Origin of the sequence: Prevotella disiens, assembly GCF_900454955.1 — a bacterium.
Taxonomy (GTDB): domain Bacteria; phylum Bacteroidota; class Bacteroidia; order Bacteroidales; family Bacteroidaceae; genus Prevotella; species Prevotella disiens.
In genome coordinates, this window is the sequence record NZ_UGTL01000001.1 from 2,286,482 (window position 1) to 2,313,164 (window position 26,683).

General features: G+C 40.5%; 19 protein-coding genes and 1 tRNA gene. 11 read left to right on the plus strand and 9 right to left on the minus strand.

Annotated elements, in window-relative coordinates:
• Nucleotides 1–301 precede the first annotated feature (301 nt).
• The 3 genes from DYI03_RS10020 to DYI03_RS10035 form a co-directional block, all read right to left on the minus strand.
• A complete protein-coding gene (locus DYI03_RS10020) occupies nt 302–3,088 on the minus strand; it encodes an outer membrane beta-barrel protein (protein WP_021669974.1) in 2,787 nt (928 codons plus the stop codon).
• 558 nt (nt 3,089–3,646) lie between these two features.
• The gene (locus DYI03_RS10030; protein ID WP_025064489.1) at nt 3,647–5,338 is read right to left on the minus strand and encodes a S41 family peptidase; all 1,692 of its coding nucleotides are present in this window, start codon (nt 5,336–5,338) and stop codon (nt 3,647–3,649) included.
• 132 nt (nt 5,339–5,470) lie between these two features.
• Nucleotides 5,471–5,977: a HutD family protein gene (locus DYI03_RS10035; RefSeq protein ID WP_025064488.1), complete on the minus strand. Its 507-nt coding sequence runs from the start codon at nt 5,975–5,977 to the stop codon at nt 5,471–5,473.
• A gap of 212 nt (nt 5,978–6,189) precedes the next feature.
• Here DYI03_RS10035 and DYI03_RS10040 point away from each other — a divergent pair.
• A tRNA-Asn gene (locus tag DYI03_RS10040) sits at nt 6,190–6,263 on the plus strand.
• 230 nt (nt 6,264–6,493) lie between these two features.
• Here the strand turns inward: DYI03_RS10040 and DYI03_RS10045 are convergent.
• Entirely contained in the window at nt 6,494–10,183 is a 3,690-nt protein-coding gene (locus DYI03_RS10045; RefSeq protein ID WP_021669970.1) for a choice-of-anchor J domain-containing protein, read from the minus strand.
• Between the two features lie 620 nt (nt 10,184–10,803).
• Between DYI03_RS10045 and rimP the strand changes: the two genes are divergently transcribed.
• From rimP to DYI03_RS10085, 8 genes are all read left to right on the plus strand, one after another.
• Entirely contained in the window at nt 10,804–11,271 is a 468-nt protein-coding gene (gene rimP / locus DYI03_RS10050; RefSeq protein ID WP_004355480.1) for a ribosome assembly cofactor RimP, read from the plus strand.
• 4 nt (nt 11,272–11,275) lie between these two features.
• Nucleotides 11,276–12,538, plus strand: a complete 1,263-nt coding sequence (gene nusA, locus DYI03_RS10055) for a transcription termination factor NusA (RefSeq protein ID WP_021669968.1) — start codon at nt 11,276–11,278, stop codon at nt 12,536–12,538.
• Between the two features lie 116 nt (nt 12,539–12,654).
• A complete protein-coding gene (gene infB, locus DYI03_RS10060; RefSeq protein WP_021669967.1) occupies nt 12,655–15,501 on the plus strand; it encodes a translation initiation factor IF-2 in 2,847 nt (948 codons plus the stop codon).
• Nucleotides 15,502–15,686: 185 nt separating this feature from the next.
• Nucleotides 15,687–17,132 carry a Fe-S cluster assembly protein SufB gene (sufB, locus tag DYI03_RS10065; RefSeq protein ID WP_004355183.1) on the plus strand — a complete coding sequence of 482 codons (1,446 nt, stop codon included), beginning with the start codon at nt 15,687–15,689 and terminating at the stop codon, nt 17,130–17,132.
• A 39-nt stretch (nt 17,133–17,171) separates the two neighbouring features.
• Entirely contained in the window at nt 17,172–17,519 is a 348-nt protein-coding gene (locus DYI03_RS10070; protein WP_172462595.1) for a hypothetical protein, read from the plus strand.
• A gap of 24 nt (nt 17,520–17,543) precedes the next feature.
• A complete protein-coding gene (sufC, locus tag DYI03_RS10075) occupies nt 17,544–18,296 on the plus strand; it encodes a Fe-S cluster assembly ATPase SufC (RefSeq protein WP_004355389.1) in 753 nt (250 codons plus the stop codon).
• 11 nt (nt 18,297–18,307) lie between these two features.
• Nucleotides 18,308–19,651: a Fe-S cluster assembly protein SufD gene (gene sufD, locus DYI03_RS10080; RefSeq protein WP_021669965.1), complete on the plus strand. Its 1,344-nt coding sequence runs from the start codon at nt 18,308–18,310 to the stop codon at nt 19,649–19,651.
• 11 nt (nt 19,652–19,662) lie between these two features.
• A complete protein-coding gene (locus DYI03_RS10085; protein ID WP_036870476.1) occupies nt 19,663–20,898 on the plus strand; it encodes an aminotransferase class V-fold PLP-dependent enzyme in 1,236 nt (411 codons plus the stop codon).
• A gap of 184 nt (nt 20,899–21,082) precedes the next feature.
• Here DYI03_RS10085 and DYI03_RS10090 read toward each other — a convergent pair whose 3' ends face one another.
• On the minus strand, nt 21,083–21,373 hold the full coding sequence (locus DYI03_RS10090) for a hypothetical protein (RefSeq protein ID WP_021669963.1): 291 nt from the start codon (nt 21,371–21,373) through the stop codon (nt 21,083–21,085).
• Nucleotides 21,374–21,474: 101 nt separating this feature from the next.
• On the opposite strand from DYI03_RS10090, the gene DYI03_RS10095 reads away from it, so the two are divergent.
• Together DYI03_RS10095 and DYI03_RS10100 are read left to right on the plus strand one after the other, a co-directional pair.
• Nucleotides 21,475–22,083: a ribonuclease HII gene (locus DYI03_RS10095; RefSeq protein WP_004355272.1), complete on the plus strand. Its 609-nt coding sequence runs from the start codon at nt 21,475–21,477 to the stop codon at nt 22,081–22,083.
• Nucleotides 22,084–22,087: 4 nt separating this feature from the next.
• Nucleotides 22,088–22,999, plus strand: a complete 912-nt coding sequence (locus DYI03_RS10100; RefSeq protein WP_021669962.1) for a helix-turn-helix transcriptional regulator — start codon at nt 22,088–22,090, stop codon at nt 22,997–22,999.
• Nucleotides 23,000–23,175: 176 nt separating this feature from the next.
• Here DYI03_RS10100 and DYI03_RS10105 read toward each other — a convergent pair whose 3' ends face one another.
• From DYI03_RS10105 to DYI03_RS10120, 4 genes are all read right to left on the minus strand, one after another.
• Complete coding sequence (locus DYI03_RS10105) at nt 23,176–24,402, minus strand: hypothetical protein (protein ID WP_021669961.1); 1,227 nt, start codon at nt 24,400–24,402, stop codon at nt 23,176–23,178.
• A 76-nt stretch (nt 24,403–24,478) separates the two neighbouring features.
• Entirely contained in the window at nt 24,479–24,682 is a 204-nt protein-coding gene (locus DYI03_RS10110; RefSeq protein WP_021669960.1) for a DUF4250 domain-containing protein, read from the minus strand.
• Nucleotides 24,683–24,715: 33 nt separating this feature from the next.
• Nucleotides 24,716–25,195, minus strand: a complete 480-nt coding sequence (cdd, locus tag DYI03_RS10115; protein WP_021669959.1) for a cytidine deaminase — start codon at nt 25,193–25,195, stop codon at nt 24,716–24,718.
• Nucleotides 25,196–25,221: 26 nt separating this feature from the next.
• The gene (locus DYI03_RS10120) at nt 25,222–26,679 is read right to left on the minus strand and encodes a right-handed parallel beta-helix repeat-containing protein (protein ID WP_021669958.1); all 1,458 of its coding nucleotides are present in this window, start codon (nt 26,677–26,679) and stop codon (nt 25,222–25,224) included.
• Nucleotides 26,680–26,683 lie beyond the last annotated feature (4 nt).

Consider the following 26,683-nt stretch of genomic DNA (forward strand, 5'->3'; position numbering starts at 1 on the left):
CGTAGCATATATGCAAGCCCCCTTTTGAGCACACGCTCAAAAGGGGGCTTTGTTTATCAGTCAGGTTCTGAAAACTCCTCTATGGTTTTTAGCTTTATCGCCTTTCGTTTTCTCTTTTGTGCTGTTCCGCTCTCAATACAATAGTATATAATGCGATTTTTAAAGGATATTTTTAAATTATCTAAGCTTTGATAATTTCTTATCTAAGCTTAAATAAATATTTATCAGACTTTAGATAATTTAAAATCCACCAGCAAAAATCTCTTTATAACGGTTCTTTTGCAGAGTGCAACCATACTTTTTACTTCTTCTTTCCCTTTGCATCGAAGTGGTAGTTGAAGGTTAAGTAAACATAGTGGTGCTGTATTTCGTTCCACTTTTCGGTGCGACTCGATGAGTTTACATAGAGAGAGTATTCGCGGTTTTGGTTTAGAATGTCGTCGAAACTTAATCCAATCCAGTTCTTGCTCTTCTTCCAGACGTAGCGAATGTAGCCCTCCCAGAGTATGCGGTGGCGGTTCAGTTCCTGTGCGAGATAGCCTGTTGCGGCTCTGTCTTTTATTTCGCTGCTTATTTCCCAGCCTTTCCACTTCACTGTTGCGCGCAAACCGTAGGCGTATCGGATAGGTGTGTTGTTGTATTGGCTTGCCAACGAGTATCTGTTTCGTTGCAAATCAATTTCTCCGAAGATGCCTGCTTGCAGCCAATCGCTTTCGTACGACAGTTCGGGATTTGATATGAAAGTGAACATTTTCATCTCGTTTTCTTCTTGTGCAGTGTGTTCGTTGAGGGTGGCAAGATAGCCATACGACTTCTTGAAATGCATTTCTAATTTGTTGGAGAAGTGTATGTAGTCGCCAAAGCTCTTGTCGAAGGTCAGATTCACGAACCAATCGTTGCCACTGCGCACGTTTTTGTTGTGGCTGCGGTACACACCCGTTTGCGGATTGAAGTTGTAGACGGTGGCTATCGGGTTGATAATGTGTGTGTAGCCCGCTTTGAAGAGAAGCATTGCTTGCTGCTTTCCTAACGTTGCGACATAGTTTAGCGAGGTTGTGTGCTGATGGCTGCGGCGCAGGAGGGGGTTGCCTTCCACTATCCAGAATGGGTCGGTATCGTCGCGATAGCCCAATGTAGACAGCAGGTCGGGTAGCTTTGTGGTGTAGTTGAAAGCGAAATCGAAGCGGTGGCTCTTATTTATCTTCCACTTTACGAGCATTTCGGGCGTCCACATATTGCTGTTGCGGTGTGCCACGGTGTCCAACCGCCCACGTTGGTAGTTCAGTTCTTCACTGTTTAAGCTGAAGTCTAACTTAGGAATAAACTGCCATTTGCCCACCTTGCAGGTTAGTCCTACGCTGCTTGTGGTTGCGGTTTCGTGTCGCTTGCTGCGGTAGCTGTTTGCCGCATCGAGTACGCTTTCGGGGTCGTCTTCTATCTTTGAAGCGATAGGAGAACTGTAGAAGCTCTGCCGAATGGTATTGTTTCCAGCTTTAAACTGCTGTGAGGCATTCAGCAAGAGTGCGTCGTTGATGTGGTATCCTAATGCAACTTTTCCGGTTGCCTCTATTTTATGGAAAGGCGCACGGCTATATTGGTAGAGTGGCGAGGCTGTTCCTTTGTTTATATACTCCAATTCGCGGTGGGCGTCGAAGCGGTTATTGCCATTTCCATACGAAAGAGTGGTGTTGATTTCTAACTGTGCTTTCTTGCCAATGAAGTGTTTCCAAAGGGCATAGAGTTGCATCTCTCCACCTTCGTTTATGCGTTGCTGGTACGACCTTTCCCTGTTTATGATGTGCCGATAGATAGCGTCGCCGTGCCCTACGCTCAAAGCCAAGTCTAAAGGAAAGTCGCCGTAAGGCTTTGTATCGGTGTCGAAGCGTGCGCTACCAGTCTCGGTGGTGTTTCGTTCCAATGTGTAGTTGAACATAAGATTTATTCCCAAGAAGTTCTTTTTGTCGGTGTACGAAACCAAATCGGCGCGCACTTCGGGTGCTATTTCGTGGTTATAGTGTTTCTTTCGGTTGAGGCTCCACGTCGTAATGTTGTTTGGCGAGAAGTATTGCGCTGCTTCATAGTCGGTTCCCCAACCGTCTTTGTGGTTGAAGTTGGAAGCAAAAGCAATGTAGTTCTCGTTATTTTTCCCTTTGTTCCAGTTGTGCTGATAGCCCAAAGCTGCATTCTGCGCCTTGCCGAAATAGTCGAAGTCGCCACTTTCCCACCAGTTTGTACCTACTTTCTGATATCGGTTTACGTTGTTGGCATCGAGGTGGAACATTATCGGATTTTTATCGCTGAGCTTTGAAGAGCTTATGGAGGCTTGGTAGTTCTTGGGCGATTGTAGCTTTGCCTTTATGTCGCCATACCATTTATCCATGAAGCCCGCCTTTATTTTAATATCCAAAACTTGGTCTTCCTTGCCGTCGTCTTTGCCCGAATGTTTGGCAAATTCGCTTGCTTTGTTGTAGCTTTTAATGTTCTGAACGGCTTCTGCAGGCAGGTTGGCAACGATTCCGCTTCCCCCGAATATATCGTGTCCGTTCATTTGGAGGCGCAAAGGTTTGTCGTTCCAATACAGTTTGCCGTCTTTTTTCGTTACTCCAGGCAGCTTTTCTATGAGTTCTTTCAGTCGTGCACCTTCGGTTAGCTTGAATGCAGCGGGGTTAAACACAATTGTATCGCCCTGTATGGTGAAACGTTTTGCCTTTGCAGACACCAGTACTTCGTCGAGTACAACGTCCGACGGCTTCAGTCTGAACTCTCCCAACTTAATGGTGTCGGCAGTCGAACTGCTTCCGCAGTACCCTCTCTTCTTGGCATCGTGGTAGCCTAAAAGGCTCACAGTTACCGTCATTCGCCCCTCGGAGTAGCACTGATTGCTGAAATAGCCCAACGAGTCGGTAGTGGTAGAACTCCAGTAAGTAGCTCCACCCATTTTGCATTCAATCTTTACCGACGCCATTGCCAACGGTTCGCCCGTCTTGTCGTCTACGGCTTTACCCGTAACAATGTCTGCACTTACCAATGAGGGTATGCTTGCCAATAGGGCAAGTATAAGGCTAAATAAACATTTCTTTTGTATCATATATGCAACTTATTTATTGTTCAGATTGGTTTTATAGTTATAAGATGTTGCAAATGTAATACTTTATTTTGACATTAAAGCATTTACCCCCTATTTGTTAAAATACTTTAACTTGCGCAGTTTATTCTTTGTTGTATTGACACTTTTAAGAAGTTGTTTGGGTTTAACAAAATCGTTTTTTTCAAAGTTCCAACGTCTATAAAACAACCCTCAGAAAGCTTTAATAAGTGTAAAAAGTAATAGGAATTTTGACCAATTTGTATTCCACTAAAAACCAGCGTATTATAAAAGCCTTTTTTTTACCTATTGCTTTGTCGCACAAAACAATAGGTTTTGGAACGCAAAAGAGCCTGTTTTGCATTCCAAAACAGGCTCTTTTTAAATTGAATAAAATGAGTATTGGTCTAAATTCCATAAAAGGAAATAAATTCTCTACAAATTTCTCCATTGGATAGGGGTGTACCAATTTGCGAAACGAATAATGTTCCCTCCTTTGGGGAAATGTTGTTTCTCCTTGTTGAACGCTGCAAGAGTTTGGTTTCTATAAGGAGAAATGGGCTATTTTGCAGCCTTTTCGGTCGGCTTTTTCGGTTGCAAGAGTTTACGATATTCTTCGTTATTCTGCAAAAGTTTTACAGCTTCTTTCCATTGTTTATCAAATTGGAGGCTATTCTCTATTGCTCCACGCTGATAATAGTAAGCTGCGACAATATCAGCAGTGAGTAATTGTCTGATTGTTTGCTTATTATACTCCAAATCTTTGGCTAAATTGTGCTTTAGTTTTCTCTCCAAAGATTCAAATTCAGGTTTTGCATCGTCATAATAACCTTCAAATTTGGCAATTTCCATTAAGTTTTTCATTGCTTTTTCGCTCTGTCGGTCATATTTAAAACCACTCTTTAAAACGGCAGCTTTGAAGTCTTCATAGTCGGCATCTGATATTACAAAGCCTTTGGCAGCCACTATGGTTGGGTGTTTCTTGATGTATTCCAACTCCCAATTGAGCATCACTTCGGTAGAATCGATTCCAGAGCTAACTAAATAGAACGCTATATTTGGCAGCGAATCGGGTAAGACCTCTAAATCAGGCTTTATTCCGCCACCATCACGAACGATACGACCATTGGCAGTGGTAAATTCTTTGGTTAAAGAGTCAGGCACATGCTCTACATATCCACCCTTACTATGCTTGTAATTAATGGCTTGAATGCAGCGTCCGCTTGGAATATAGTATTTACTCGTTGTTAATTTTAGATTTCCATTGTAGGGTAAATCCATTGGAGCTTGTACCAATCCTTTGCCGTAAGTGCGACTACCGAGTACTACGGCACGGTCTAAATCTTGCAAACTACCACTGGTAATTTCGCTTGCACTAGCAGTTTCGCCATTCACCAATACAACAATCGGCATCAACGTATCAATTGGCTCAACTGTTGTCTTGTATTCTCGGTTGGCACGTTCCAACTTTCCTTTTGTTTTAACCAACGTTAGTCCTTTTGGAACAAACATATTTACAATATCAATGGCTTCTTGCAACGAGCCACCACCATTGTTTCTAAGGTCGAAAACCAATGATGTCATACCTTGTTTTTTCATTTCCAAAAACGCACGGCGCACATCTTTAGCACAATCGGTCGTAAAGGAATTAAGATTTAAGTAACCTATCCCGTTCCCCTGCAAACCATAATAAGGTACAGCAGGCATTTGGATTGACTTGCGAGTGAGCTTAAATTTCATCGTCTTTCCTGTTGAAGGACGTTTTATTTTAAGAAGAAAACTTGTTCCAACATCTCCCCTCAAATGGTTACTAACGTAGGTTGTAGGCTTTTTGAGCATAGTCGAATCATTGATAGACAATATTATATCACCTTTCTTCAAACCTACTTCAGCAGCAGGCATATTCTCATAAGGTTCATCAATGACAACATTGTCAAGCGCCATATTGTAACGAATAAGTGCGCCAATACCTGCATATTTGCCCGAAATCATCATGTTCAACTCCTTCATTTTATCTTCAGGATAATAAACCGTATAGGGGTCGAGCGACTGCAACATGGCATTAATACCCGTCCCTATGACTTCATCTGCATTGAGCGTATCGACATACATCATATCTAAGTACTTATAAATGGCTGAAAAAGTTTCTAAATTCTTCGCAACCTTAAAGTTATGCGCCTTTTCTTGGGCGATTACAGGGTTGCTAAGTGTCAATAAGAAAAAGCCAAATACTGCTAAAAAGATTTTCTTCATAATTATATTCTTATCAAAATAATGGCAGTCAATCATCTCAAACCGATAAGAAGATTGCACCTTCAGTACTGCAAAAGTACATCTTTATAATGGAAAAACTGAAAAATATAACACTATTTAGTGTCCTTGTCGTTAAAAACGCACTTCAATGGCTTTTCCTTTTATGCTATAATCTTCATTCATGAGAACGGCATCGTGGCGTACAATGACACGATTGTTCACTTCTATATCCTCCAAAGCAAAGAGAATTGCTCGTGTTTGCTTGCGCTCTACATCATTAACAACCTCCACTTCGAGCGGATAACCCTCGCGGAAGATGACATTAAAGTCGATTGCTCCCTTGCTATTCTCTGAATGTATTGCCTCACTGCCATCAAAAAGGAAAGGAACATCAGGCGATAGTATTATCTTTTCGTCAGCACAAAACAGCGTAACATCTCCTTCGACAGGCAAAATATAGCGTTTATAACCAGAAAAGTCCGAGAAATCACTCTCTGTAAGGTCAATAATGGCAGAAGAAATACGGAAATCGAAATTGCGTTCACCCAACGAACTGCCTTCGGGATATATCATCAACTCGCGAGTAATGCCCCCCGCCCATTGATTAACTTTATAATCTGTTTGCTTAATAACTTTCATATCAATTTTCTTTTGTTGCTTTTTGTTGCCAAACTTAAAGCGTATGAATGAAATACAAAAGTAAACAAAATATCCGACACAAGCCTTTAAATACTCCTTCAAAAGCTATAAAAGAGTTTTTTTACAAAAAAATGCCATTTTTTTTGCAAAATATTTGGTGGAATAAAAAAAACGCAGTATCTTTGCACTCGCTAAAAAGAAATAGCAACACTGCTTCAGTAGCTCAGTTGGTTAGAGCACCTGACTGTTAATCAGGGGGTCGTTGGTTCAAGCCCATCCTGGAGCGCAAAAAGAGAATTACTTCGGTAGTTCTCTTTTTTTGTTTTCAGCCCTAAAGAAATGATTGGACAAAGTCATAAATATCAACTCGGTAAGCAAACTGAGGGAGGTAGGAAATAGGATAGTTTGAGATAACGCACAATAAAAACTCCGATGAGGCAATCCTCATCGGAGTTTTTTGTGATAGATGTTCTCTATTTTCGGTTAAAAGAGAACCAACCAAGTTTTATTTTCTTTTTATTTCACACTGAGTGTAAATGTCTTAACCATTGTATCGGTAGCAAGTTTAAGGATAACGATACCCTTTTGTAAACCTGACAAATTGATATTTGGTTCGTAACCACCTTGTTTCAGCAATTGACCAGCAGCCGAATAGATGCGATAGTTCTTGTATTGACCGCCAATAGCAATGCCATTTTCGGTTACAATAGGTTGTAAGCTACCATTTTCTGCATTTACGCCATCAACACCATCGATGATAGTAGCAAGCAATTTAACCATTACAGGGTCAGCACCTGGAGTTTGAATCAAGTAAGCTGCTGCATGCTCCTTATCGTCAGTGCTCTTGTAAGTAAATGTTGCTGTACCACCTGCTGCTGGCAATGTTTTAGGAGTCTTTAGCGTGAAGTAGCTTTTCATTCTACTTGGAATCAATGTTACACTTACAGGGTAAGTAGCATTTTCGGTTGTAATATTGAACGACATTTCTTCCGTTTGAACATCTTTGCGGAATGGGAAATGGAACATTTCTTTATCAACTTTAATCTTTGGCAAATCGGTACGACCGAATGTTACATTATCAACCATCCAGTTTAGATTAGAATAGTTACCACCTTCGTCAGCCCATTGAGTAAATGCAACGTGGAATTTATCTTCAATAGCGAAGTCTTTTTGCAACTTTTCAAGGTCTACACGATAGTCAATCCATTCTTTTTCATTTTCTTCGATGACTACACCGAGTGGAGCATACTTGCGCAAGTCAAAGAAATGACTTGTTGCTTGTCCATCTTTCTCTGTAATGATGTAAGCAACAAAACTTTGGTTGCGTTGTTCCATGCTCAATCCTGCAAATCTTACACGGAAAGTAAGAATCTTACTTGCTGCCTTTTGATAAGAAAGTGTTGGTGAAATCAACCATGCTTCGTGTGGACGTGGGTCAGATACACCCCATTTGAAGAATGTAATATATGCGCCTTCGCTTTCTACAGGTGAGTTAGGATCCATATCAGCCTTTTGGTGCCAAATCTTGAAAGGAGTATCACCAGCTATTGCAAAGTTTTGCCAGCCGTCAATACTTAAAATTCTGGTATGGCGACGACCATCAAAGTTTTGGTCTAACTTAGCCAAAGGTTCTTTATCTGCATTTGTAAACATCGCAGTTTCTACATTATCTAATACTTGACGCTTGTCCACAGGGTTCAGCATAAACTCTATCGTGTTCACTTTAACTTCGCTATCGCTATTATTCTTGAAACGAACGAGTGTTGGACGGATTGTATTCACTGTAAATTCACCTGCTGCGTTAGCTGCTGGCAATGGTTTCCAGTGTCCACCACCATCTAAAGAGTATTCTGCATTACATTTTGAAGCCGACTCTACTGGTGTCATCTTCATGGTAGTTATACCATTTTCGAGCAATTCATCATAGTAAAGTTCGCCTGACTTGTTTACTGTTACATCGCTTGCAGCATTCCATGTGCCATCAATGTGCCACCAACCAAGGTCGTAAATACCGAAGCCTTTCCATTCAGGACGTCCGTCAAAGCGTTTATCGCCTTTTGGAGCTTCTAAGAATTTTTCTGTTCTGACACCTGAATTAACTTCATCGCAAACACCAATGAGCGGAATTTTCAAGGTATCACCACAGATAGTTGTTACCAAAGCCTTTGCTTCAAATGTACCAACTTCCAATGGAGTAAATGTAATCTCCATTACAGGGTTGCCAATAATTTTTTCATTTTTATTACTATAATAGAAGAATCCAGATTTTGCATTCTTGAAATAAGCGTGTTTAGGGTCTTGTACTATCTCAACCTTTACATGAGTGATTTCATTTTCAACGGTAAACTTAATGGTTTGTTTATCCGTTTTACCTTTACCTGCGTTCATTTTGCGTGGTTTTTGACCATCAGCCAACTTCAAAGTAGGGTCTTTATCCTTATCCATGAAATAACCAAACAAGGTTAAACCACTTGACAAATCTGTATCACCGCCAAGGAATGAAACTTTGTAAGCCTTTCCTTCTGTGTAAGCACCCTTCTTTACAGGAGTTACATTGAGTTTGGTTGCAATAGAAGTAGTACCCTTAATTTCTGCAATACCAAGTTTCAAAACTTCGTTTGGACGCTCTCCGCCATTAAATTTAGGTTGTGCTGGTGCCAAATTTCTTGCTTGAATAGCAATATCGTATTCAGCAGGGACAGAAACTCTACCCTTAATGGTAGCAGATTGAGGAAGGATTGCTACCAATGGGTGTCCCTTTGCATAGCTTTGTGGTATGCGTTCAGCAGTAAATTCGTCGAAAGCAACTTCGCTATTTTCGTTTACTTCAACTTTATATTCAAGTTTTGTAGCACCAGCAGGACAAGTTGTACGGAATGTTAAGCTGCCCCAAGTCTTCATCTTACCGAAGAAAATATTAGGATTGTCTACGAAATCTTTTTCAGCACATTGAATAAGATTGCCCGCATTGTCTGTCCAACGCATAGCAAGGCGCAAAGGAGCCTTTCCTTCTGGGCTTGCAACAGTCTTATACTTCATTGAGCATTGCACTTCATCGCCCGCAGTTACTTCCTTATCGACAGCAGCAAGGTCGATAGTTTGGCGCAAATAACCCTTTTCTCCCTTTGTTTTAATTCCAACAGCGAAGCCGCCGTCGCTGCGATAAGAATCTATTCCTTCAAGTTTCTTTACTTCAGCACCTACTGCTTCCCAAAATTCAGGTTTTCCGTCTGCCTTAAAATGCCAGAAGAAGCCATCGTTCAAAAGTTCTTGTTTTGGTTTTTCGGCTGCTCCTTCTTCTGTAGCTTCACCATGTAGGGTAATTTTCTGTGTTTGGTCGCCCACTATAATGGTAAGGGTTGCATTCTTTTCTCCCTTTGTGGTAGGTTTAAATGTTACGGTTATCTTGCCACCAGTATTCGCCAAACCTTCAGTATTGCCTGTTACGACTGAGAAATCCACGGCATCGCCTTCAAGAAGAGGCTTAATCATGTCGCCGTCATAGTTTTCAATGGTTACATTGATGACTTGTGGGTCTGATTCTTTTCCTACGTTGATTTGATTAAATTCGAGCGCAGTAGGGTCTACTTTCAGCGTTGGGGCAACTGCCGCATCGCCTGTTACGATGTTTTGAAATTCAAAATATCCACGATTGTCCTTATCACCTTCGCAAACGAAAGCGATAAAACCCTTTTCAGCAGCTACTTTTGGAATTGCCGCTGTGCGCTTTGTAAAGGTAGAAGTACGTTCAGAAACAGAAAATTCATCAATCTTACCAAGTTCATTTCCTTGCTTATCTATCAAAATGACAGATACTTTGCAATTGCCTTTCGGTGAAGCTAACTTCCAACCATAACTCAAATATTTACCTTCAAGGTCTTTAAACGTTAAAGCAGGAGAAACAAGATAACTCTTAAAGGTGTCAGTTGTCTTTGACAAAGCAAAAGTCATTGGGTTAAACTTAAACGACTCGTCAGCATAAGAAACCGACCAATAGCAATACTTCTTATTAGAGTTGATACTTTTCCACGTTTTGTCTACAATCAGAGCAGCTCTATAGCCAGACGTCTGAGATAATGACGATGCAGGATTATCGTCGTTCAGGACACTAAAATCAAGCCCTTGGGCTCGCAAATTAGTTATTCCACACAACAGAACGAGTAAAAAAATCCATAAGAATTTGTTTTTTAATGTTTTAATTTGCATTATTATTTGTAATTTAGGTTTATTTTTCAAACTTGATAGTAGTTCTACAAAGTTATACAAAATATCACAAACAAACAAAAACAAATGACATAATTTTCGAATAAATCAAATATTTCTATTAAAAACCAAACAAGAACAGGCAAAAACAACGCATTTCAACATTTCACCTATTTATATTAATACGCTCAACCAAAACGCCATGCAAATAATTTTAAAAAGTAAAAAAACGCTTTGAAATCGCAAAACAGGTTGTTTTGAGCCTCCAAACAGCCTATTTTGCACTTCAAAAGCGGCTATTATGATTTTTGTAAATTACAGATAAAATATTTTATTACCAAAAGGGATATTTTCAAGGTTACCAATAAAGGTCAGTTGAAACTTATCATCTGAGAATATATTTGGATAATGGACATGAAATAGCGATGCCTTATTACGAAAATTTAAAAGCGGAGCATTAAAACAATTAAGGCGATGAAACACCACATTCTATTGTTTTCCCTTGAAAATTAATAGAAAAGGTGGAAAATATTTGGAAAAGCGAAGTTTATTTCGTAACTTTGCATCGTTCAGTGGAATGAGGAGCTTCTCAAAAGTTCCTCATTTTTCATATTTAAACTTATATGATAGATAAAAACGTTGTAAAAAAACTTGTTGAAGAATGGTTGGAAGACAAAGAATACTTCCTCGTTGATATTCAGTTGAGTCCTGATAGTAGAATTGTAATCGAAATCGACCATGCTGACGGAGTGTGGATTGAAGATTGCGTAGAATTGAGTAAGTTTATTGAAGAACATCTCTCACGCGATGAAGAAGATTACGAATTAGAAGTTGGCTCGGCTGGATTAGGACAACCTTTTAAAGTTCCACAGCAATACATCAACTTTATAGGAAAAGAAGTTGAGGTGTTGGATAAAGAAGGTCGCAAAGTGAAAGGCATTTTGAAAAGTGTTGAAGGCGATGACTTTGTGGTTTCAGTCAATGAAAAAGTACAAGTGGAAGGAAAGAAACGCCCTGTAAAGATGGACGTAGACCATGCGTACAACATGAATGAAGTAAAATATACAAAATATATAATTAGTTTCAAGTAAAACTATGGCAGCAAGAAAAGAAGAAGAACGTCCAAATATGGTCGAAACCTTCAAGGAGTTTAAAGACACCAAGAGTATCGACCGTACTACATTGGTAAGCGTTTTGGAAGAGAGTTTCCGTAACGTTATTGCCAAAATATATGGCTCGGACGAAAACTTTGACGTAATTGTAAACCCTGATAAGGGCGATTTTGAAATATATCGTAACCGTGTCGTTGTTGCAGACGGTGAGGTACAAGACGAAAATAAAGAAATAAGTTTGACTGACGCACAAAAAATTGTGCCCGACTATGAGGTGGGGGAAGATGTTTCTGAACCTGTAGATTTTGCAAAGTTTGGTCGCCGTGCTATTTTGAACCTTCGCCAAACATTGGCTTCAAAGGTTTTGGAATTGGAACACGACTCTTTATATAATAAGTATAAAGACCGTGTGGGTCAAATTATTTCTGGCGAGGTTTACCAAGTGTGGAAACGTGAAGTGCTGCTCGTAGACGAAGATAACAACGAGTTGATTCTTCCAAAGGGAGAGCAAATTCCAAGAGACCAATACCGCAAGGGCGAAACTATACGTGCTGTGATTTTGCGTGTAGACAATGAAAATAATAATCCTAAGATTATCCTTTCACGCACTGCACCAACTTTCTTGGAACGTCTGCTCGAAGCTGAAGTTCCTGAAATAGAAGACGGACTTATCAGCATTAAGGGCATCGCTCGCATGCCTGGTGAACGTGCAAAAATCGCAGTGGAAAGCTATGACGATCGCATCGACCCTGTTGGTGCTTGTGTCGGTGTGCGTGGTAGTCGTGTTCATGGCATCGTTCGTGAACTTTGCAATGAAAATATTGACGTCATCAATTGGACAGCCAATACAAAATTGTTTATCCAACGCGCTTTGTCGCCAGCTAAGGTGAGCAGCCTTACTATTGACGAAGAAAACAAGAAGGCAGAAGTATTCTTGCAACCAGAGGAAGTCAGTCTAGCAATCGGTCGTGGCGGTATGAATATTAAGCTGGCAAGTATGCTAACTGGCTATACCATTGACGTCTTCCGTGAACTTGACGAACAAACATCAGAAGAAGACATCTACTTAGATGAATTCTCTGACGAAATTGATAAATGGGTTATTGACGCTATCAAATCAATTGGTCTTGACACAGCACGCCAAGTGTTAAACGCTCCTCGCGAAATGTTGATAGAAAAAGCTGACCTTGAAGAAGAAACCGTTGATAACGTATTGAACATATTAAGAGCAGAATTTGAAAGTTAGGTGTTAGACAGATAGGTGTTGGGGACAACATCGAAAAAAGAAAAAAGAACTAACACCTATCATGATAAGTTCGAGAAATTAACATAACACCAACATTCAAAAAGAAAAATATATTAATGAGCATCAGATTAAACAAAGCAATTCGAGAACTGAATATCGGACTCCAAACGGCAGTGGAGTACTTAGATACAAGAAAAGAATTAGGAGAAATTAAAGAAGACCCTAATTTTAAACTCAGTGATGACCAATTTAAAGCACTTGAAAAGGAATTTAAAAAAGACCAGCAAATAAAAGATAATGCTGCAAAAATATTCCCTAAGAAGCAAAAAGACAAAGTGCATACCAAGAAAACTGTCAACCACAAGGCTGAAAATCTTTTACAACAGGATAATAAACCAAAATTTAAACCTGTAGGAAAGATTGACCTTGACCAGTTTAACAAGCCTGCTGCGAAGCCAGATGCTGATAAAAAAGAGAAAAAAGAAACAGAAACTGCCGTAAAAAATAGTAACGAAAAGAAGGTAGAAACTGCTGCAAAAGCGGAAAAGCCAGTAGAACAAAAAGCTCAAAAGCAGGAAAAACCTACAAAAGATATACAACCAAAGCCTCACAAAGCGGAGGTTATACAAAAAGCCAAGAGTTCTCATACGGAATCTCTCAAGAAGGAATCTGTGGTTGAAAAAGAAAAGGAAGAAAAGGAAATCAAACAAGGAATGGAATCCGAAAACAATGGCATCTACCAGACTTCTAATGAGAAGAAGATGCTTAATCAGCCAAAGGTAAACATTTTGGGTAAAATTGATTTGAGTTCTATCAATCAAAGCACACGCCCTAAGAAAAAAACAAAGGAAGAACGCCGTAAAGAACGTGAAGATAAGTCTGCACAAAACGGACAAGGAAAGAAAAAACGCGTTCGCATCGGAAAAGAACGTGTTGATATCAATGCTGCTGCTAACCAACAACAAGGCGGAAAGAAAAATAACGCAAAGAAAAACAACAATAATAACAATGGTAGCGGAAAGAATAATAAGAAAAACCGCAACCAAAAACCATTGGAAGTTGATGATGAAGCAGTAGCACGTCAGGTAAAAGAAACACTTGCACGCCTTACCAGCAAGAGCCAAAATAAAAAGGCTGCCAAATATCGTAAGGAAAAGCGTGAAGCGGTTCACGAACGTTTAAATGCAGAGGCTAAGGCAGAACGCAAGGAAAGCAAGGTTTTAAAATTGACCGAGTTTGTTACGGTTTCAGAATTGGCAACAATGATGAATATACCAGTTACAAACGTTATTTCAACTTTGATGTCTGTTGGAATTATGGTTTCTATCAACCAACGTCTTGACGCTGAAACAATCAATATGGTTGCTGACGAATTTGATTTCAAGACCGAATATGTCAGTGCCGAAGTACAAGAGGCCATTAGCGAAGAAGTAGACGATGAAATGGATTTAGTTTCTCGTGCACCTATTGTAACAGTCATGGGACACGTCGACCATGGTAAAACTTCTTTGCTCGACCATATCCGCAATACCAATGTGATTGCTGGTGAAGCTGGTGGTATTACTCAGCACATCGGTGCTTATAGTGTAACGCTGAAGAGCGGACGTAAGGTTACTTTCCTTGATACCCCTGGACACGAAGCGTTTACAGCGATGCGCGCTCGTGGTACACAGGTAACCGATATCGCAATCATCATCATTGCTGCCGACGACTCGGTAATGCCTACTACCAAAGAAGCTATTGCTCATGCTCAAGCAGCTGGTGTACCAATGGTGTTTGCCATCAATAAGATTGATAAACCAGGAGCAAATCCTGACAAAATACGCGAAGACTTGTCGCAAATGAACTTACTCGTTGAAGAGTGGGGCGGCAAATATCAATGCCAAGAAATCAGCGCAAAGAAAGGTTTGGGCGTTGCCGACTTATTAGATAAGGTATTGCTCGAAGCCGATATGCTCGATTTGAAGGCTAACCCTAATCGTAACGCAACAGGTACTGTCATTGAATCATCATTGGATAAGGGACGTGGATATGTAAGTACAGTTCTCGTTTCTAATGGTACATTGAAGATTGGAGACAACATGATTGCAGGGACTTCATGGGGACGTATTAAGGCTATGTTCAATGAACGTAACCAACGTGTTGAACAAGCTGGTCCAGCAGAACCAGTAATTATACTTGGTTTGAATGGCGCACCAACAGCAGGTGATACTTTCCATGTCATGGAAACTGAACAAGAGGCACGCGACATTGCGAATAAGCGTGAACAATTGCAACGTGAACAAGGCTTGCGTACTCAAACACGTTTGACCTTATCGGATATTTCTCACCGTATTGCTCGTGGCGAGTTCCACGAAATGAATATCATTGTGAAGGGTGATACTGACGGTTCTATTGAGGCTTTGTCTGATTCGTTCATCAAACTTTCTACTGAAAAGGTAAAGGTAAATGTTATCAGCAAGGCGGTTGGTCAGATTTCAGAAAATGACGTAATGCTTGCTGCTGCTTCCGATGCTGTGATTGTGGGCTTCCAAGTACGTCCTTCTGCTGATGCTCGAAAGTTGGCTGACCGTGATGGCGTAGAAATCAATACTTACTCGGTAATTTACGATGCGATTGACGATGTAACTTCGACAATGGTTGGTATGCTCGACAAGGTGAAGAAAGAAATCATCACAGGTCAGGTTGAAGTACAACAAGTCTTTAAGATTTCTAAGGTTGGAACCGTTGCTGGTTGTATTGTTACAGAAGGAAAGGTACACAGCAAGGACAAGGGACGTGTCATTCGCGATGGTATCGTAATCCATACTGCTCCTATTAGTGCTTTGAAGCGTTATAAGGACGATGTTAAGGAAGTTGTAACAGGTTTGGAATGTGGTATTTCACTTGTGAACTACAACGACTTGCAAACGGGTGATATGATTGAAACATTCACCGAAATAGAGGTAGAACAAAAACTCTAAGATATGTGCCAAGCCGCCTCTCATTTCCCAAGGAAAAGCGAGGCGGTTTGTTACTTTATGGTAACAGAAGGTTATTGATGATAGCGGCACTATCTTTATCGAAATAAAATAGAAGGTGGGACAATACAAAGAGAGAGTGTTATCATTCTTTTTGAGGATTGAACCACTAAAAAGGTAAAAAGTAAATGTCAGAAAATAATAACAATGAGTATGTAAGGAAAGTTGCCGAACAGAAATACGAGTTTGGTTTTACTACCGATGTGCATACAGATATTATTCCGAAGGGCTTAAACGAAGATGTTGTTAGGCTTATTTCGGAGAAGAAAGGGGAACCAGAATGGCTCCTCGATTTTCGTTTAAAGGCGTTTCGTCATTGGGAAACAATGGAGATGCCTAAGTGGCCACATTTGAACTTGCCAGAAATAGATTATCAGGCAATTTCTTATTACGCTGACCCTTTGGCGAAGAAGCCTAAGAATAAGGAGATAGACCCTGAGTTGGAAAAGACTTTTGACAAGTTAGGTATTCCGCTTGAAGAGCGATTGGCATTGAGTGGTGTTGCTGTTGATGCGATTATGGACTCGGTATCGGTAAAGACTACGTTCAAGAAGCAGTTGGCTGAGAAAGGAATTATCTTTTGCTCAATTGGCGAAGCGGTGAAAGAACACCCCGAATTGGTACGTCAATATTTGGGAACGGTTGTTCCTTATAAGGATAATTTCACGGCGGCACTCAATTCAGCTGTCTTTAGTGATGGCTCGTTTGTGTATATTCCAAAGGGTGTACGTTGTCCAATGGAATTGAGTTCTTATTTCCGTATAAATGCAATGAATACAGGACAATTTGAGCGCACTTTGATTATTGCTGACGATGATTCGTATGTAAGTTACCTTGAAGGGTGTACTGCGCCAATGCGTGATGAAAACCAACTCCATGCTGCTATTGTTGAAATCGTGGTGTTGGCAAATGCAGAAGTGAAATATTCAACTGTACAAAACTGGTATCCAGGTGATGAGAATGGAAAAGGTGGTGTGTTGAATCTTGTAACCAAGCGTGGCGACCTTCGTGGTAAAAACTCCAAACTTTCGTGGACGCAAGTAGAAACGGGGTCGGCTATCACGTGGAAGTATCCTTCTTGTATCTTGCGTGGCGACAATTCACAGGCTGAATTCTATTCCGTAGCAGTTACAAATAATCATCAAGAAGCTGACACGGGTACGAAAATGATTCACATGGGCAAGAATACAAAGAGTACAATTATATCAAAAGGTATCTCTGCTGGCAAAAGTCAGAACTCTTATCGCGGCTTGGTGCGTGTTACACCTAATGCCGATAATGCGCGCAATTATAGTTCTTGCGACTCGTTGCTCTTGGGTTCTACCTGCGGAGCGCACACTTTCCCTTATATGGATGTGCATAACGACTCGGCTATCGTTGAACATGAAGCTACTACATCGAAAATCAGCGAAGACCAACTCTTCTATTGCAACCAACGAGGCATTCCTATGGAAGATGCTATTGGCTTGATTGTCAATGGATATGCAAAAGATGTATTGAACAAACTTCCTATGGAATTTGCTGTTGAAGCGCAAAAACTTCTTTCGGTTACGTTGGAAGGAACGGTAGGATAAGGAAAAACAATCGACTATTTTTTAGAGAATATGAAACAGGTGGTATCAATACTTGGATTCTTTGCGGCAATTTCTTGTGCAAATGCCCAAAGTTGGGAGCCAAAAGCATGGCAAAAATATCTCATAGAGCAACAAGTGAAAGCCGATACGCTCAATAAATGTTACTCCATAATGGCAAAACACCCTATAAAGTCGAAGAAATTAGACCCTGCTGTTTTGAATTTTGGAACATTCTATGCACCCGAACCAAAAGGCATACTCCAAGAAATGGAAGAGGCAGAAGATTTGGAAAGAATACGAAGAGGCGAATATGAATCACGCAACATCATTGCTGACTTCATTGGAAGCGCATTTGTAGAAATCCTCAATGGAATATTTTTTAGATAAAAACGATTATAATACAAAAACAATATGTTAGAAGTTAAAAATCTGCATGCTACTATTGCAGATAAAGAAATATTAAAAGGCATTGACCTTACTATCAAAGATGGCGAAATACATGCTATCATGGGACCAAATGGTTCTGGAAAATCAACACTTAGTGCCGTTCTTACAGGCAACCCTTTGTACACTGTAACCGATGGTTCGGCTGTATTCAATGGTAAAGACCTTTTGGAAATGGGCGCAGACGAACGTGCCAATGAAGGCATTTTTCTGTCGTTCCAGTATCCAGTAGAAATTCCTGGTGTAAGCATGACGAACTTCATGAAGGCTGCCATAAATGCAAAGCGCAAATATCAAGGCTTAGAACCTTTGAAAGCTGCCGACTTTATGAAGCTCATGCGTGAGAAGCGCGACCTCGTTGGCTTAGATTCTAAACTCTCACATCGTTCTGTAAATGAAGGTTTTTCGGGTGGAGAGAAGAAACGTAATGAGATTTTCCAAATGGCAATGTTACAACCAAAACTCAGCATTTTGGACGAAACAGACTCTGGGCTTGATGTTGATGCTATGCGTATCGTTGCCGATGGTGTGAACAAAATGCACACTTCGGAAACTTCAACCATCGTTATTACCCACTACGACCGACTTTTGGATATGATAAAACCTGACGTAGTACACATTCTTTACAAAGGACGTATCGTGAAAACAGGTACGGCAGAACTCGCTCGAGAAATAGAAAAACGAGGCTACGATTGGATTAAAGAGGAAGTAGATAAATAGAAAGGCTAAAAATGCAAAGCGAAAAACAATACATAGACTTGTACAACGAGGCGCAAGAAATGATAAAACAGCATTCCTGTGCTGTCTTGAATAAAGTGCGCGACAAAGCATTTGAAGACTTCAAGGCCCAAGGCTTCCCCACAAAAAAGGTGGAACGCTACAAATATACTGATATTCCAAAGCTCTTTGCGCCCGATTACGGACTCAATTTGCAGCGTTTGGAAACTCCAATCAATCCCTATGACTCATTTAAATGCGATGTCCCCAATCTTAGTACCTCACTTTACTTTGTTGTAAACGACCAATTTTATAACAAGCAACTGCCAAAAGCACAGCTCAACGAAGGAATCGTTATTGATAGCATTTGCAACGCTGCAAAAATCTATCCTGAACTCTTAGAACAACACTATGCTCGAATTGCCGATACAAGCAAAGACGCTCTAACGGCTTTTAATACGATGTTAGCGCAAGATGGATTGTTTATCTATGTACCGAAAGGCATTAAAGCAGACCGCACGATTCAAGTTATCAACATTTTGCGTTCCAATGTAAATCTCATGGTTAATCGTCGTGTACTCATTATTATTGAAGAAGGGGCTGAAGCTTCAATGCTTTTTTGTGATGATTCAACAGACGACCGAAACTTCTTAACAACGCAAGTCATTGAAGCCTACGTTGCTGACAATGCGAAATTGGAGTTAAATTGTTTGGAAGAAACCCATTTGAAGAACGTTCGAGTATCAAATGTTTACATCGAACAGCAGAAAAATAGTCGTGTTTCACACAATATTATAACACTCCATAATGGTGTAACTCGCAACAAACTTGATTTAACTTTCCGTGGCGAAGGAAGCGAATGTTTCTTGAACGGCTGCGTTATTGCTGATAAACATCAGCATGTTGATAACAATACGGTCATCAACCACGCTGTAAGCAACTGCTCCAGCAATCAATTATACAAATACGTGCTTGACGACCATGCCGTGGGAGCTTTCGCAGGACTTATTTATGTGGCAAAAGATGCTCAAAAGACGCTTTCTCACGAGGTAAACCAAAATATTTGTGCTGCCTCTACTGCTCACATGTACACCCAGCCAATGCTTGAAATCTATGCCGATGATGTGCAGTGTAATCATGGTTCTACGATAGGACAACTTAACGATGCTGCTCTTTTCTATATGCAGCAGCGTGGTATCGATAAACGGGAAGCAAAACTCCTCCTTGAGTTCGCATTTATCAATGAGGTAATCGATAAAATGGAACTTATTCCACTTCGCGACCGCCTCCATCACTTAGTAGAAAAACGTTTCCGTGGCGAACTTGAGAAGTGTGGAAGTTGTAAACTTTGCCGATAAAAGAAAAGAATATGTACGATATAGCAAAAGTGCGTGCCGATTTCCCAATCCTTTCACGCACAATTTACGGAAAACCATTGGTCTATCTCGACAATGCAGCTACCACGCAGAAACCGCTCTGCGTGTTAGATGCCATGCGCGATGAATATTTGAATGTCAATGCCAATGTGCATCGTGGCATTCATTGGCTTTCTCAACAAGCTACCGACTTGCACGAGGCTGCTCGTGAGACGGTTAGAAAGTTTATCAACGCACGTTCTACCGCTGAAATCGTTTTTACACGTGGCACAACCGAAAGCCTTAATCTTGTAGCTTCTTCATTCTGCGACGGCTTTATGCAAGAAGGCGACGAGGTAATCGTTTCTAATGTAGAGCACCATTCCAACATTGTGCCTTGGCAAATCCTTGCCCAACGGCGTGGAATCGTCTTGAAAGTAATTCCAATCAATGAAGACGGCATGTTCGATATGAATGCTTTCGAGAAACTCATTACCAAACGCACTAAACTGGTCAGCGTTGCCCACGTTAGTAACGTAATGGGAACTATCAACCCTGTCAGAGAAATAATCCGTATTGCCCACGAAAACAATATTCCAGTCATGCTCGACGGCGCACAAAGTGTTCCTCATTTTTCTGTTGATGTGCAAGAATTAGATTGCGAGTTCTTAGCTTTCAGTGGTCATAAAGTCTATGGTCCTACGGGTATCGGTGTGCTTTATGGCAAAGAAGAGTGGCTCGACAAACTTCCACCTTATCAAGGCGGAGGCGAAATGATAGAACGTGTTAGCTTCAGTGGCACAACTTTTGAACGTCCTCCTTTGAAATTTGAGGCAGGAACGCCCGATTATGTTGCTACACACGGACTTGCCACAGCGTTAGATTATGTTACTTCGCTCGGAATGGAGAATATTCATCAGCACGAACAAATGCTTACTGACTACGCCATTGAACAAATGCGCAACATTCCAAATATTCGTTTCTTTGGTATTCCTAATGATACTAAAGGTGCAGTAGCCAACCACGATGCGGCAATCAGTTTCCTCATTGGCGATATTCACCCTATGGATTTGGGAACACTACTCGACCAACTCGGCATTGCCGTTCGAACAGGTCATCATTGCGCCCAACCACTCATGGAACGTTTCGATATTCTCGGTACGGTTCGTGCTTCTTTTGCGCTCTATAACACAAAAGAAGAGGTCGATGCGTTGGTAGCAGGCATCAATCGTGTTGTAAAGATGTTTTAAATGATAAACTTTTAGCTTGACCAGTCAAGCAAATCAATAGCATAAAGACCCCACCAATTTGGTTGTTTACACCCATTTTGGTGGGGTTTTTAGTTGTTTTTCTCGTGCAAAGGTAATTACAAAGGTGATGTATTTCTTCGCTTACCTGTATAACTTGTCCGAATCGTCCAACTTATCTTTCCATTCACTCGCCAAACGCTTTCTTTGCACGCAAAACGGCAACAATAAACCATGCGACGAATATGGCTTTCACAAGCAAATTGTCGTTGGTTGTGAACACCGACAAGATGAAAGCGATTTGCGCACGCGAAATGATATTGGCTTGCGAAAGACTGATTTCCTTCTCCAATACCGCACTATAATATTTGCGCAACCACTCGTTAGGGGCTTTTGCCCATGCCCAAAGGTTACGAACCATATCAGAATATTCACTTTTACGGCTTTGTGTAGCCAACAAATTAATTTCTCTTTTCATTATTAATTTTCTTATTATTTTCTTTTTCTGTTGGCAAAATTAGACTACCTTTGTGCAATATATGTTCAATCAATAATTTTTTATTGTTATATTATCGTAAAATGTTAAAGAATACGTATTATATTGGTAAAATAGAAGCAGGTTGTGACGAGGCTGGACGTGGTTGTTTGGCTGGTAGTGTCTATGCAGCAGCCGTTATTCTCCCTCCCAATTACGAAAATGAACTGCTCAACGACTCGAAACAATTATCGGAAAAGAAGCGTTATCAGCTGCGTTCTATCATTGAAAAAGATGCCATAGCGTGGGCAGTAGGGGTGGTTACGGCAGAAGAAATTGATGAAATCAATATTCTCAATGCCAGTATTCTTGCCATGCACCGAGCATTAGACGGATTGAAAACACGCCCCGAAGCGGTGATAGTGGACGGCAATCGCTTTAAACCTTATAAGGATTTGCCCTACTCTACGATAGTGAAAGGTGATGGGAAATATCTGTCTATTGCAGCAGCCTCAATTCTTGCGAAAACTTATCGTGATGATTACATGAAAGGGCTTGCCGAAGAATATCCACAATACGACTGGAAATCGAACAAGGGATACCCTACAAAGAAACACCGTGAAGCCATTCGCCAACACGGCATTACGCCCTATCATCGCAAATCGTTTACGCTTTTGCCACCCGAAGAATTGACAATCGAATTTAAAGAATAGACAAATGAGGCATTCTAAATTACAAAATGAGCTGAAACTTATCCTTCTCCTCGCCGATAATATGGGTTATACAGCCACCGAGTTGAGCGAGAAAATGGAGGTGTCACGCCGACATATTTACTATCTTTTGGAATTTATAGAATCGGCAGGATTTATTCTTTTCAAAAGAAACAACAAGTATCATCTTGACCGCCGTTCTCCATTTTTTACCGAATTGACAGAAACCTTGCAGTTTTCTGATGCTGAAATTCGCACCATTTATAACATTTTGCTCATGGCGGGCGATGGGTCGGAAACTGTTAATCAGTTACGAGCAAAATTAGACCGTGCCTATAATTTCTCTGAACGGGTTTTAGACAAGCGCAGTACGCTACTAAACAATAACTTAAAACTGATTTCAGAAGCTATACACACAAAGAAAATGGTGAAGTTTGTGGGCTATTCCAGTCCACATAGCCATACTGTTTCCGACCGAATTGTAGAGCCTTTCCTTCTGATGAATGATAATCAAGATGTTAGATGCCACGAAATCAAAACTGGTATGAATAAAACATTTCGAATCAATCGCATAAAAACCATTGAGAAAGTGGATACGCCGTGGATTTACGAGGAAAAACACCGACAGATTTTCACCGATATTTTTATGTTCAGTGGAGAGGAACACCACCGAGTAAAGCTGAAATTAGGTCAATTATCCTACAATATTTTTATGGAAGAATATTCGCAAGGAGCAAAATATATTCAACCGCTGAACTCAAAAGAATGGTTATTGGATATTGAAGTATGCGATTTTCGTGGACTCGGACGGTTTGTACTGGGCTTGTATTCTGATATAGAAATCGTAGAAAACAACGAATTTAAAGCCTTTATTAACGAAATATTGCAAAAATATATTGCTAAAAGTAGCAACGAGTAACTCGTGTGTTTTATCCGTTTTTTATGTTCAAAAAACGAAAGCGTATGTTTTGCCGTTGAAAATAGGCTGTTTTGTTCTTCAAAATAGCCTGTTTTGAAAGTCAAAGCAATGAACAAAGAAAAAAGGCAATCCATTTTGCGTGGATTGCCTTTCTTTTTAGGCTGGTTTATAGGGTTTTACAAATCAAACAAAGTCTTGTATTGCTCGGTTACATAGTCGGAAAGGTTGCCGTAAAGTTTTTCCATTTCCTTGCTATTCACCTTGCCTTTCTTGTACCAATTGGTTGTTACAGCGTTGGTACGAGTGAAAATTTCGGTTTCAACAGGCTCTAATTTTTGCATAATACCATTACCTTGCTTGTTCCAAAGTGCCTCCCAATTGAAATAACGGTCTGACCCAATGCCTTCATGGAAAGCATAAACACGCTCTTTCAGCGTATCAACTTTCTTGCCAAAAATGGTTACTGGCTCATTATTATTCGCCGTATAAATCACTGGCAAAAGCTTTTCAGCGTCTTTTAGCCAGAATGGAAATGCCACACTTACTGGTGGATAACCGATAACCGTCCACATGGTGGTCAATTCTGGATTTTCTGTTGGTTTCACACCTTTGATAATGCCAGAGCAAGCAGTTCCGCTACGAGAAATAAGGTCGTTATCGGTAAACCACCCCGACGTAATCGGCTTGTTATGATTGCCGTCGCGAAGGTCGATTCCTAACTGTGGATTTTTGAAAGAACGTGCCAAAGTTGAGAAAATCCACTCTGGAGTAATTGATTTATTCTTCACTCCTTCTGTCAAAGTTTCCTCATCGTTTTGATAACGTACAAATCCTAAGCCTTCGTGGGCAGGACCTGTACAGCTGAAATTGGTTCGTGCAATGAAGCCATTAGGGGCTACCGCTGGGTCGTTAGCATCAAAATATTTAAAATTGCGAGTACTAACCTCGAACCAACCTGCTCCTCCTTGTGCATCAATGACACCAAAATTGGCACAAAGACCGTCTAATTTTGCAGTGTCTAAGTATTGTTTCAAGTCGGTAACTGTGGCACATACATTCAAAACCTTGAACATAAATTCACCATTTTTGTCGCCAGGTTCAACACCATTGACCGTCTTTTCCAAATTGAAAGACTGGGTATTCATGATTGAAAAGCCTGCGGTATTTGTACCCATCCATATCTCTTTGTTGCTACGCGCACGGCAATCGGCAATGCCAAAGAAATTGTATTTCGTACCTTTAAAATACTTCATGCAGTTTTGAAGATTGTCCGTATCGCGGACTTTCCACAACATAGGGCGACCATCGGCAGTTACTTTACCCGTTATCACAGCGGCTGTACAACCATAACTATTGGCAACAGCAGCCCATAACATCACTAAAAATAAGAGTGTCTTTTTCATATTTGCTTTTATGTTTATGGTGCAAATATACGAAATATATTTGAAAAGCAAATCTGATTTTCCATTTCTACTTTATTTAATTTGAATCAAAACCAATTGGGCGGAATTGCTTTTGCGCTTCACTATAAACGTAACCTTCTTTGTAAAGCATGGCGCAAAGATGTTCTTCCGTTTCATTAAAATAGACACAAAGCGAATGTAGGGTGTCAAACTCCTCATCACGCAAAAGCATATTGACTGCACTAACGAGAATAGCAGGGTCTTTGGGTAAATGTTCCATAACGAAAAAGCCTCTCAAAGGAGGCGGATTTATTTATTTCATAGAGTCGCTAACAAATTGTAACGGCAACAAATCTTTAACTGAACGAACGACATAAACGGCTTCTGTACCATAAAGAAGAATGCGCACAGGCTGTTTATAGCGGTCTTCTATCTCTAAAATAACTTGACGGCATGCCCCACAAGGTACGATAGGCTGAGGGGTAAGTCCTCCACCATTGCGTGCTGCAATAGCAAGTGTTTGGATTGGTTGGTCGGGACGTGTACTTTGGGCAGCAAAAATAGCCGAACGCTCAGCGCAAAGTCCAGAAGGGAAAGCTGCATTTTCTTGATTTGCGCCCATGACCACCTCGCCATTGTTCAACAAAAGAGCGGCACCTACACTGAAATGGCTGTAAGGTGAATAGCTGTTTTTAGTTGCTTCAATCGCTTGTTCTATGAGTTTTTGCTCTTCAAGTGGCAATTCGTCAGGCTGACAAACGCCAATTTTAATATTTATATCAATTGTCTTCATCTTAATAAACTATCTTTTTAAAATAATTATTTCTCCTTAAATTCGTAACAACCTACATCGGGTTTGTCGTCGCGAGCAACACCATCGTGGTCGGTTTTACTGGTTCCATTGGGCAAAGTATAGCCTATATCACGAGCTTTTGACTTCTCTGACAAATGGAAATCATAGTTTTGCTTGTCGGCATCAATCTTTATAAAATGCTTTTCGCCCGATTGAATAGTGTCTTTTGGGTCTTCCCATTGGATAGAAACAAACTTGTTTGCATCTAATTCTTTCGGCTCCATGGTGCGCAAAATACTATGCTCGAACTTGTAATGCTGCTCTGTCTTATCGTTAAAACTGCCCATTACAACATCATCGGCATAGCCTGTAACAAGGGAATTAAGCACATCGAATTGCACGAGAGCGTAATCTTTGCCTGTGATAGTATTGCCAAATTTCAACGCTGCCCCTCGGTTTCCGTCAAAAGGATAGAACTGTGCCAACGTGCAATGGCTTAAAACAACTTTTCCACCAATGAATGCGGCACAATCGTTGAGGGTATTTGTAATTTGGCAGTTACTCAAATCAACGTTGCAATTGGTAGCCAAAATACCAAAACCTTGACAGTTATGTATCGTACTTCGTTGCATTTTCAACGTTGAACGATTAATGTCTGAAGAGTCGCAAACGATACCATTGTAAGCAGAATGAATATCAGCGTAAGCTATTTCGTTATCATAGCTTGACTTTTGAAAGTGAACACCTTGCCACTGACCGCTCACATGGTCGTAAGGAAGATAGTCAAACATCTTGTCTAAGCGGTCGCCACGCAGCGTAACGACCTTGTCAGCAGTGCCTTCAATCTTCAATTTTCCACTCACATCGATACCTGCTTTATTAGAAAAATAGAGCGTTGTGCCTGCTGCAATGGTAAGTGTTGCACCTTCAGCTACCTTTATTCCACCCTGAATAACAAGGGGTTTTTCTGACTGAAGCACAGTATTTTGGGTTACGTCCAAATTCTTTATCATTTCGGCGTCCCAACTATAAGCATTCAAATTAACCTTTTGAACCGCCCCACTCTCTAAAGTAAATATCAAATTGTCTTCGATAAATTTGGGTTCGGTGCCTCCATTCAGAGGCGAAGTAAGCTCAACAAAAACACGAATACTGTCCTTATCTCTCACTTCCAAATCGTTTACTTGATAGCCCATAGCTTGTCCCAAGTAAATACCATCTACATTTACTCTGAAACCCGTCTGATTGCCTTGTTCTAAACGAACGTTTGCAAGTTTTATACCATCTCCAGAATGATTGTAAACCCAAAACGTTTTGGTTGAAGTAGGTACTTTCGAGAAAGTAGTATCCAACCGAATTGTGTCGGAAGAGAAAGTCAATTGATTATTTAACGATGTTGTAAAACTATCATCATCGTTGCATGCCGTCAGCAATCCAACGACTGCCAAAAGCATTATATATACGAATATCTTAAATCTTTTCATTTTG

Bases quoted from the DNA above. Each gene is read 5' to 3' on its own strand.
- DYI03_RS10020 (WP_021669974.1), bottom strand. From the start codon at position 3,088: ATGATACAAAAGAAATGTTTATTTAGCCTTATACTTGCCCTATTGGCA.
- DYI03_RS10030 (WP_025064489.1), bottom strand. From the start codon at position 5,338: ATGAAGAAAATCTTTTTAGCAGTATTTGGCTTTTTCTTATTGACACTT.
- DYI03_RS10035 (WP_025064488.1), bottom strand. From the start codon at position 5,977: ATGAAAGTTATTAAGCAAACAGATTATAAAGTTAATCAATGGGCGGGG.
- DYI03_RS10045 (WP_021669970.1), bottom strand. From the start codon at position 10,183: ATGCAAATTAAAACATTAAAAAACAAATTCTTATGGATTTTTTTACTC.
- rimP (WP_004355480.1), top strand. From the start codon at position 10,804: ATGATAGATAAAAACGTTGTAAAAAAACTTGTTGAAGAATGGTTGGAA.
- nusA (WP_021669968.1), top strand. From the start codon at position 11,276: ATGGCAGCAAGAAAAGAAGAAGAACGTCCAAATATGGTCGAAACCTTC.
- infB (WP_021669967.1), top strand. From the start codon at position 12,655: ATGAGCATCAGATTAAACAAAGCAATTCGAGAACTGAATATCGGACTC.
- sufB (WP_004355183.1), top strand. From the start codon at position 15,687: ATGTCAGAAAATAATAACAATGAGTATGTAAGGAAAGTTGCCGAACAG.
- sufC (WP_004355389.1), top strand. From the start codon at position 17,544: ATGTTAGAAGTTAAAAATCTGCATGCTACTATTGCAGATAAAGAAATA.
- sufD (WP_021669965.1), top strand. From the start codon at position 18,308: ATGCAAAGCGAAAAACAATACATAGACTTGTACAACGAGGCGCAAGAA.
- DYI03_RS10085 (WP_036870476.1), top strand. From the start codon at position 19,663: ATGTACGATATAGCAAAAGTGCGTGCCGATTTCCCAATCCTTTCACGC.
- DYI03_RS10090 (WP_021669963.1), bottom strand. From the start codon at position 21,373: ATGAAAAGAGAAATTAATTTGTTGGCTACACAAAGCCGTAAAAGTGAA.
- DYI03_RS10095 (WP_004355272.1), top strand. From the start codon at position 21,475: ATGTTAAAGAATACGTATTATATTGGTAAAATAGAAGCAGGTTGTGAC.
- DYI03_RS10100 (WP_021669962.1), top strand. From the start codon at position 22,088: ATGAGGCATTCTAAATTACAAAATGAGCTGAAACTTATCCTTCTCCTC.
- DYI03_RS10105 (WP_021669961.1), bottom strand. From the start codon at position 24,402: ATGAAAAAGACACTCTTATTTTTAGTGATGTTATGGGCTGCTGTTGCC.
- DYI03_RS10110 (WP_021669960.1), bottom strand. From the start codon at position 24,682: ATGGAACATTTACCCAAAGACCCTGCTATTCTCGTTAGTGCAGTCAAT.
- cdd (WP_021669959.1), bottom strand. From the start codon at position 25,195: ATGAAGACAATTGATATAAATATTAAAATTGGCGTTTGTCAGCCTGAC.
- DYI03_RS10120 (WP_021669958.1), bottom strand. From the start codon at position 26,679: ATGAAAAGATTTAAGATATTCGTATATATAATGCTTTTGGCAGTCGTT.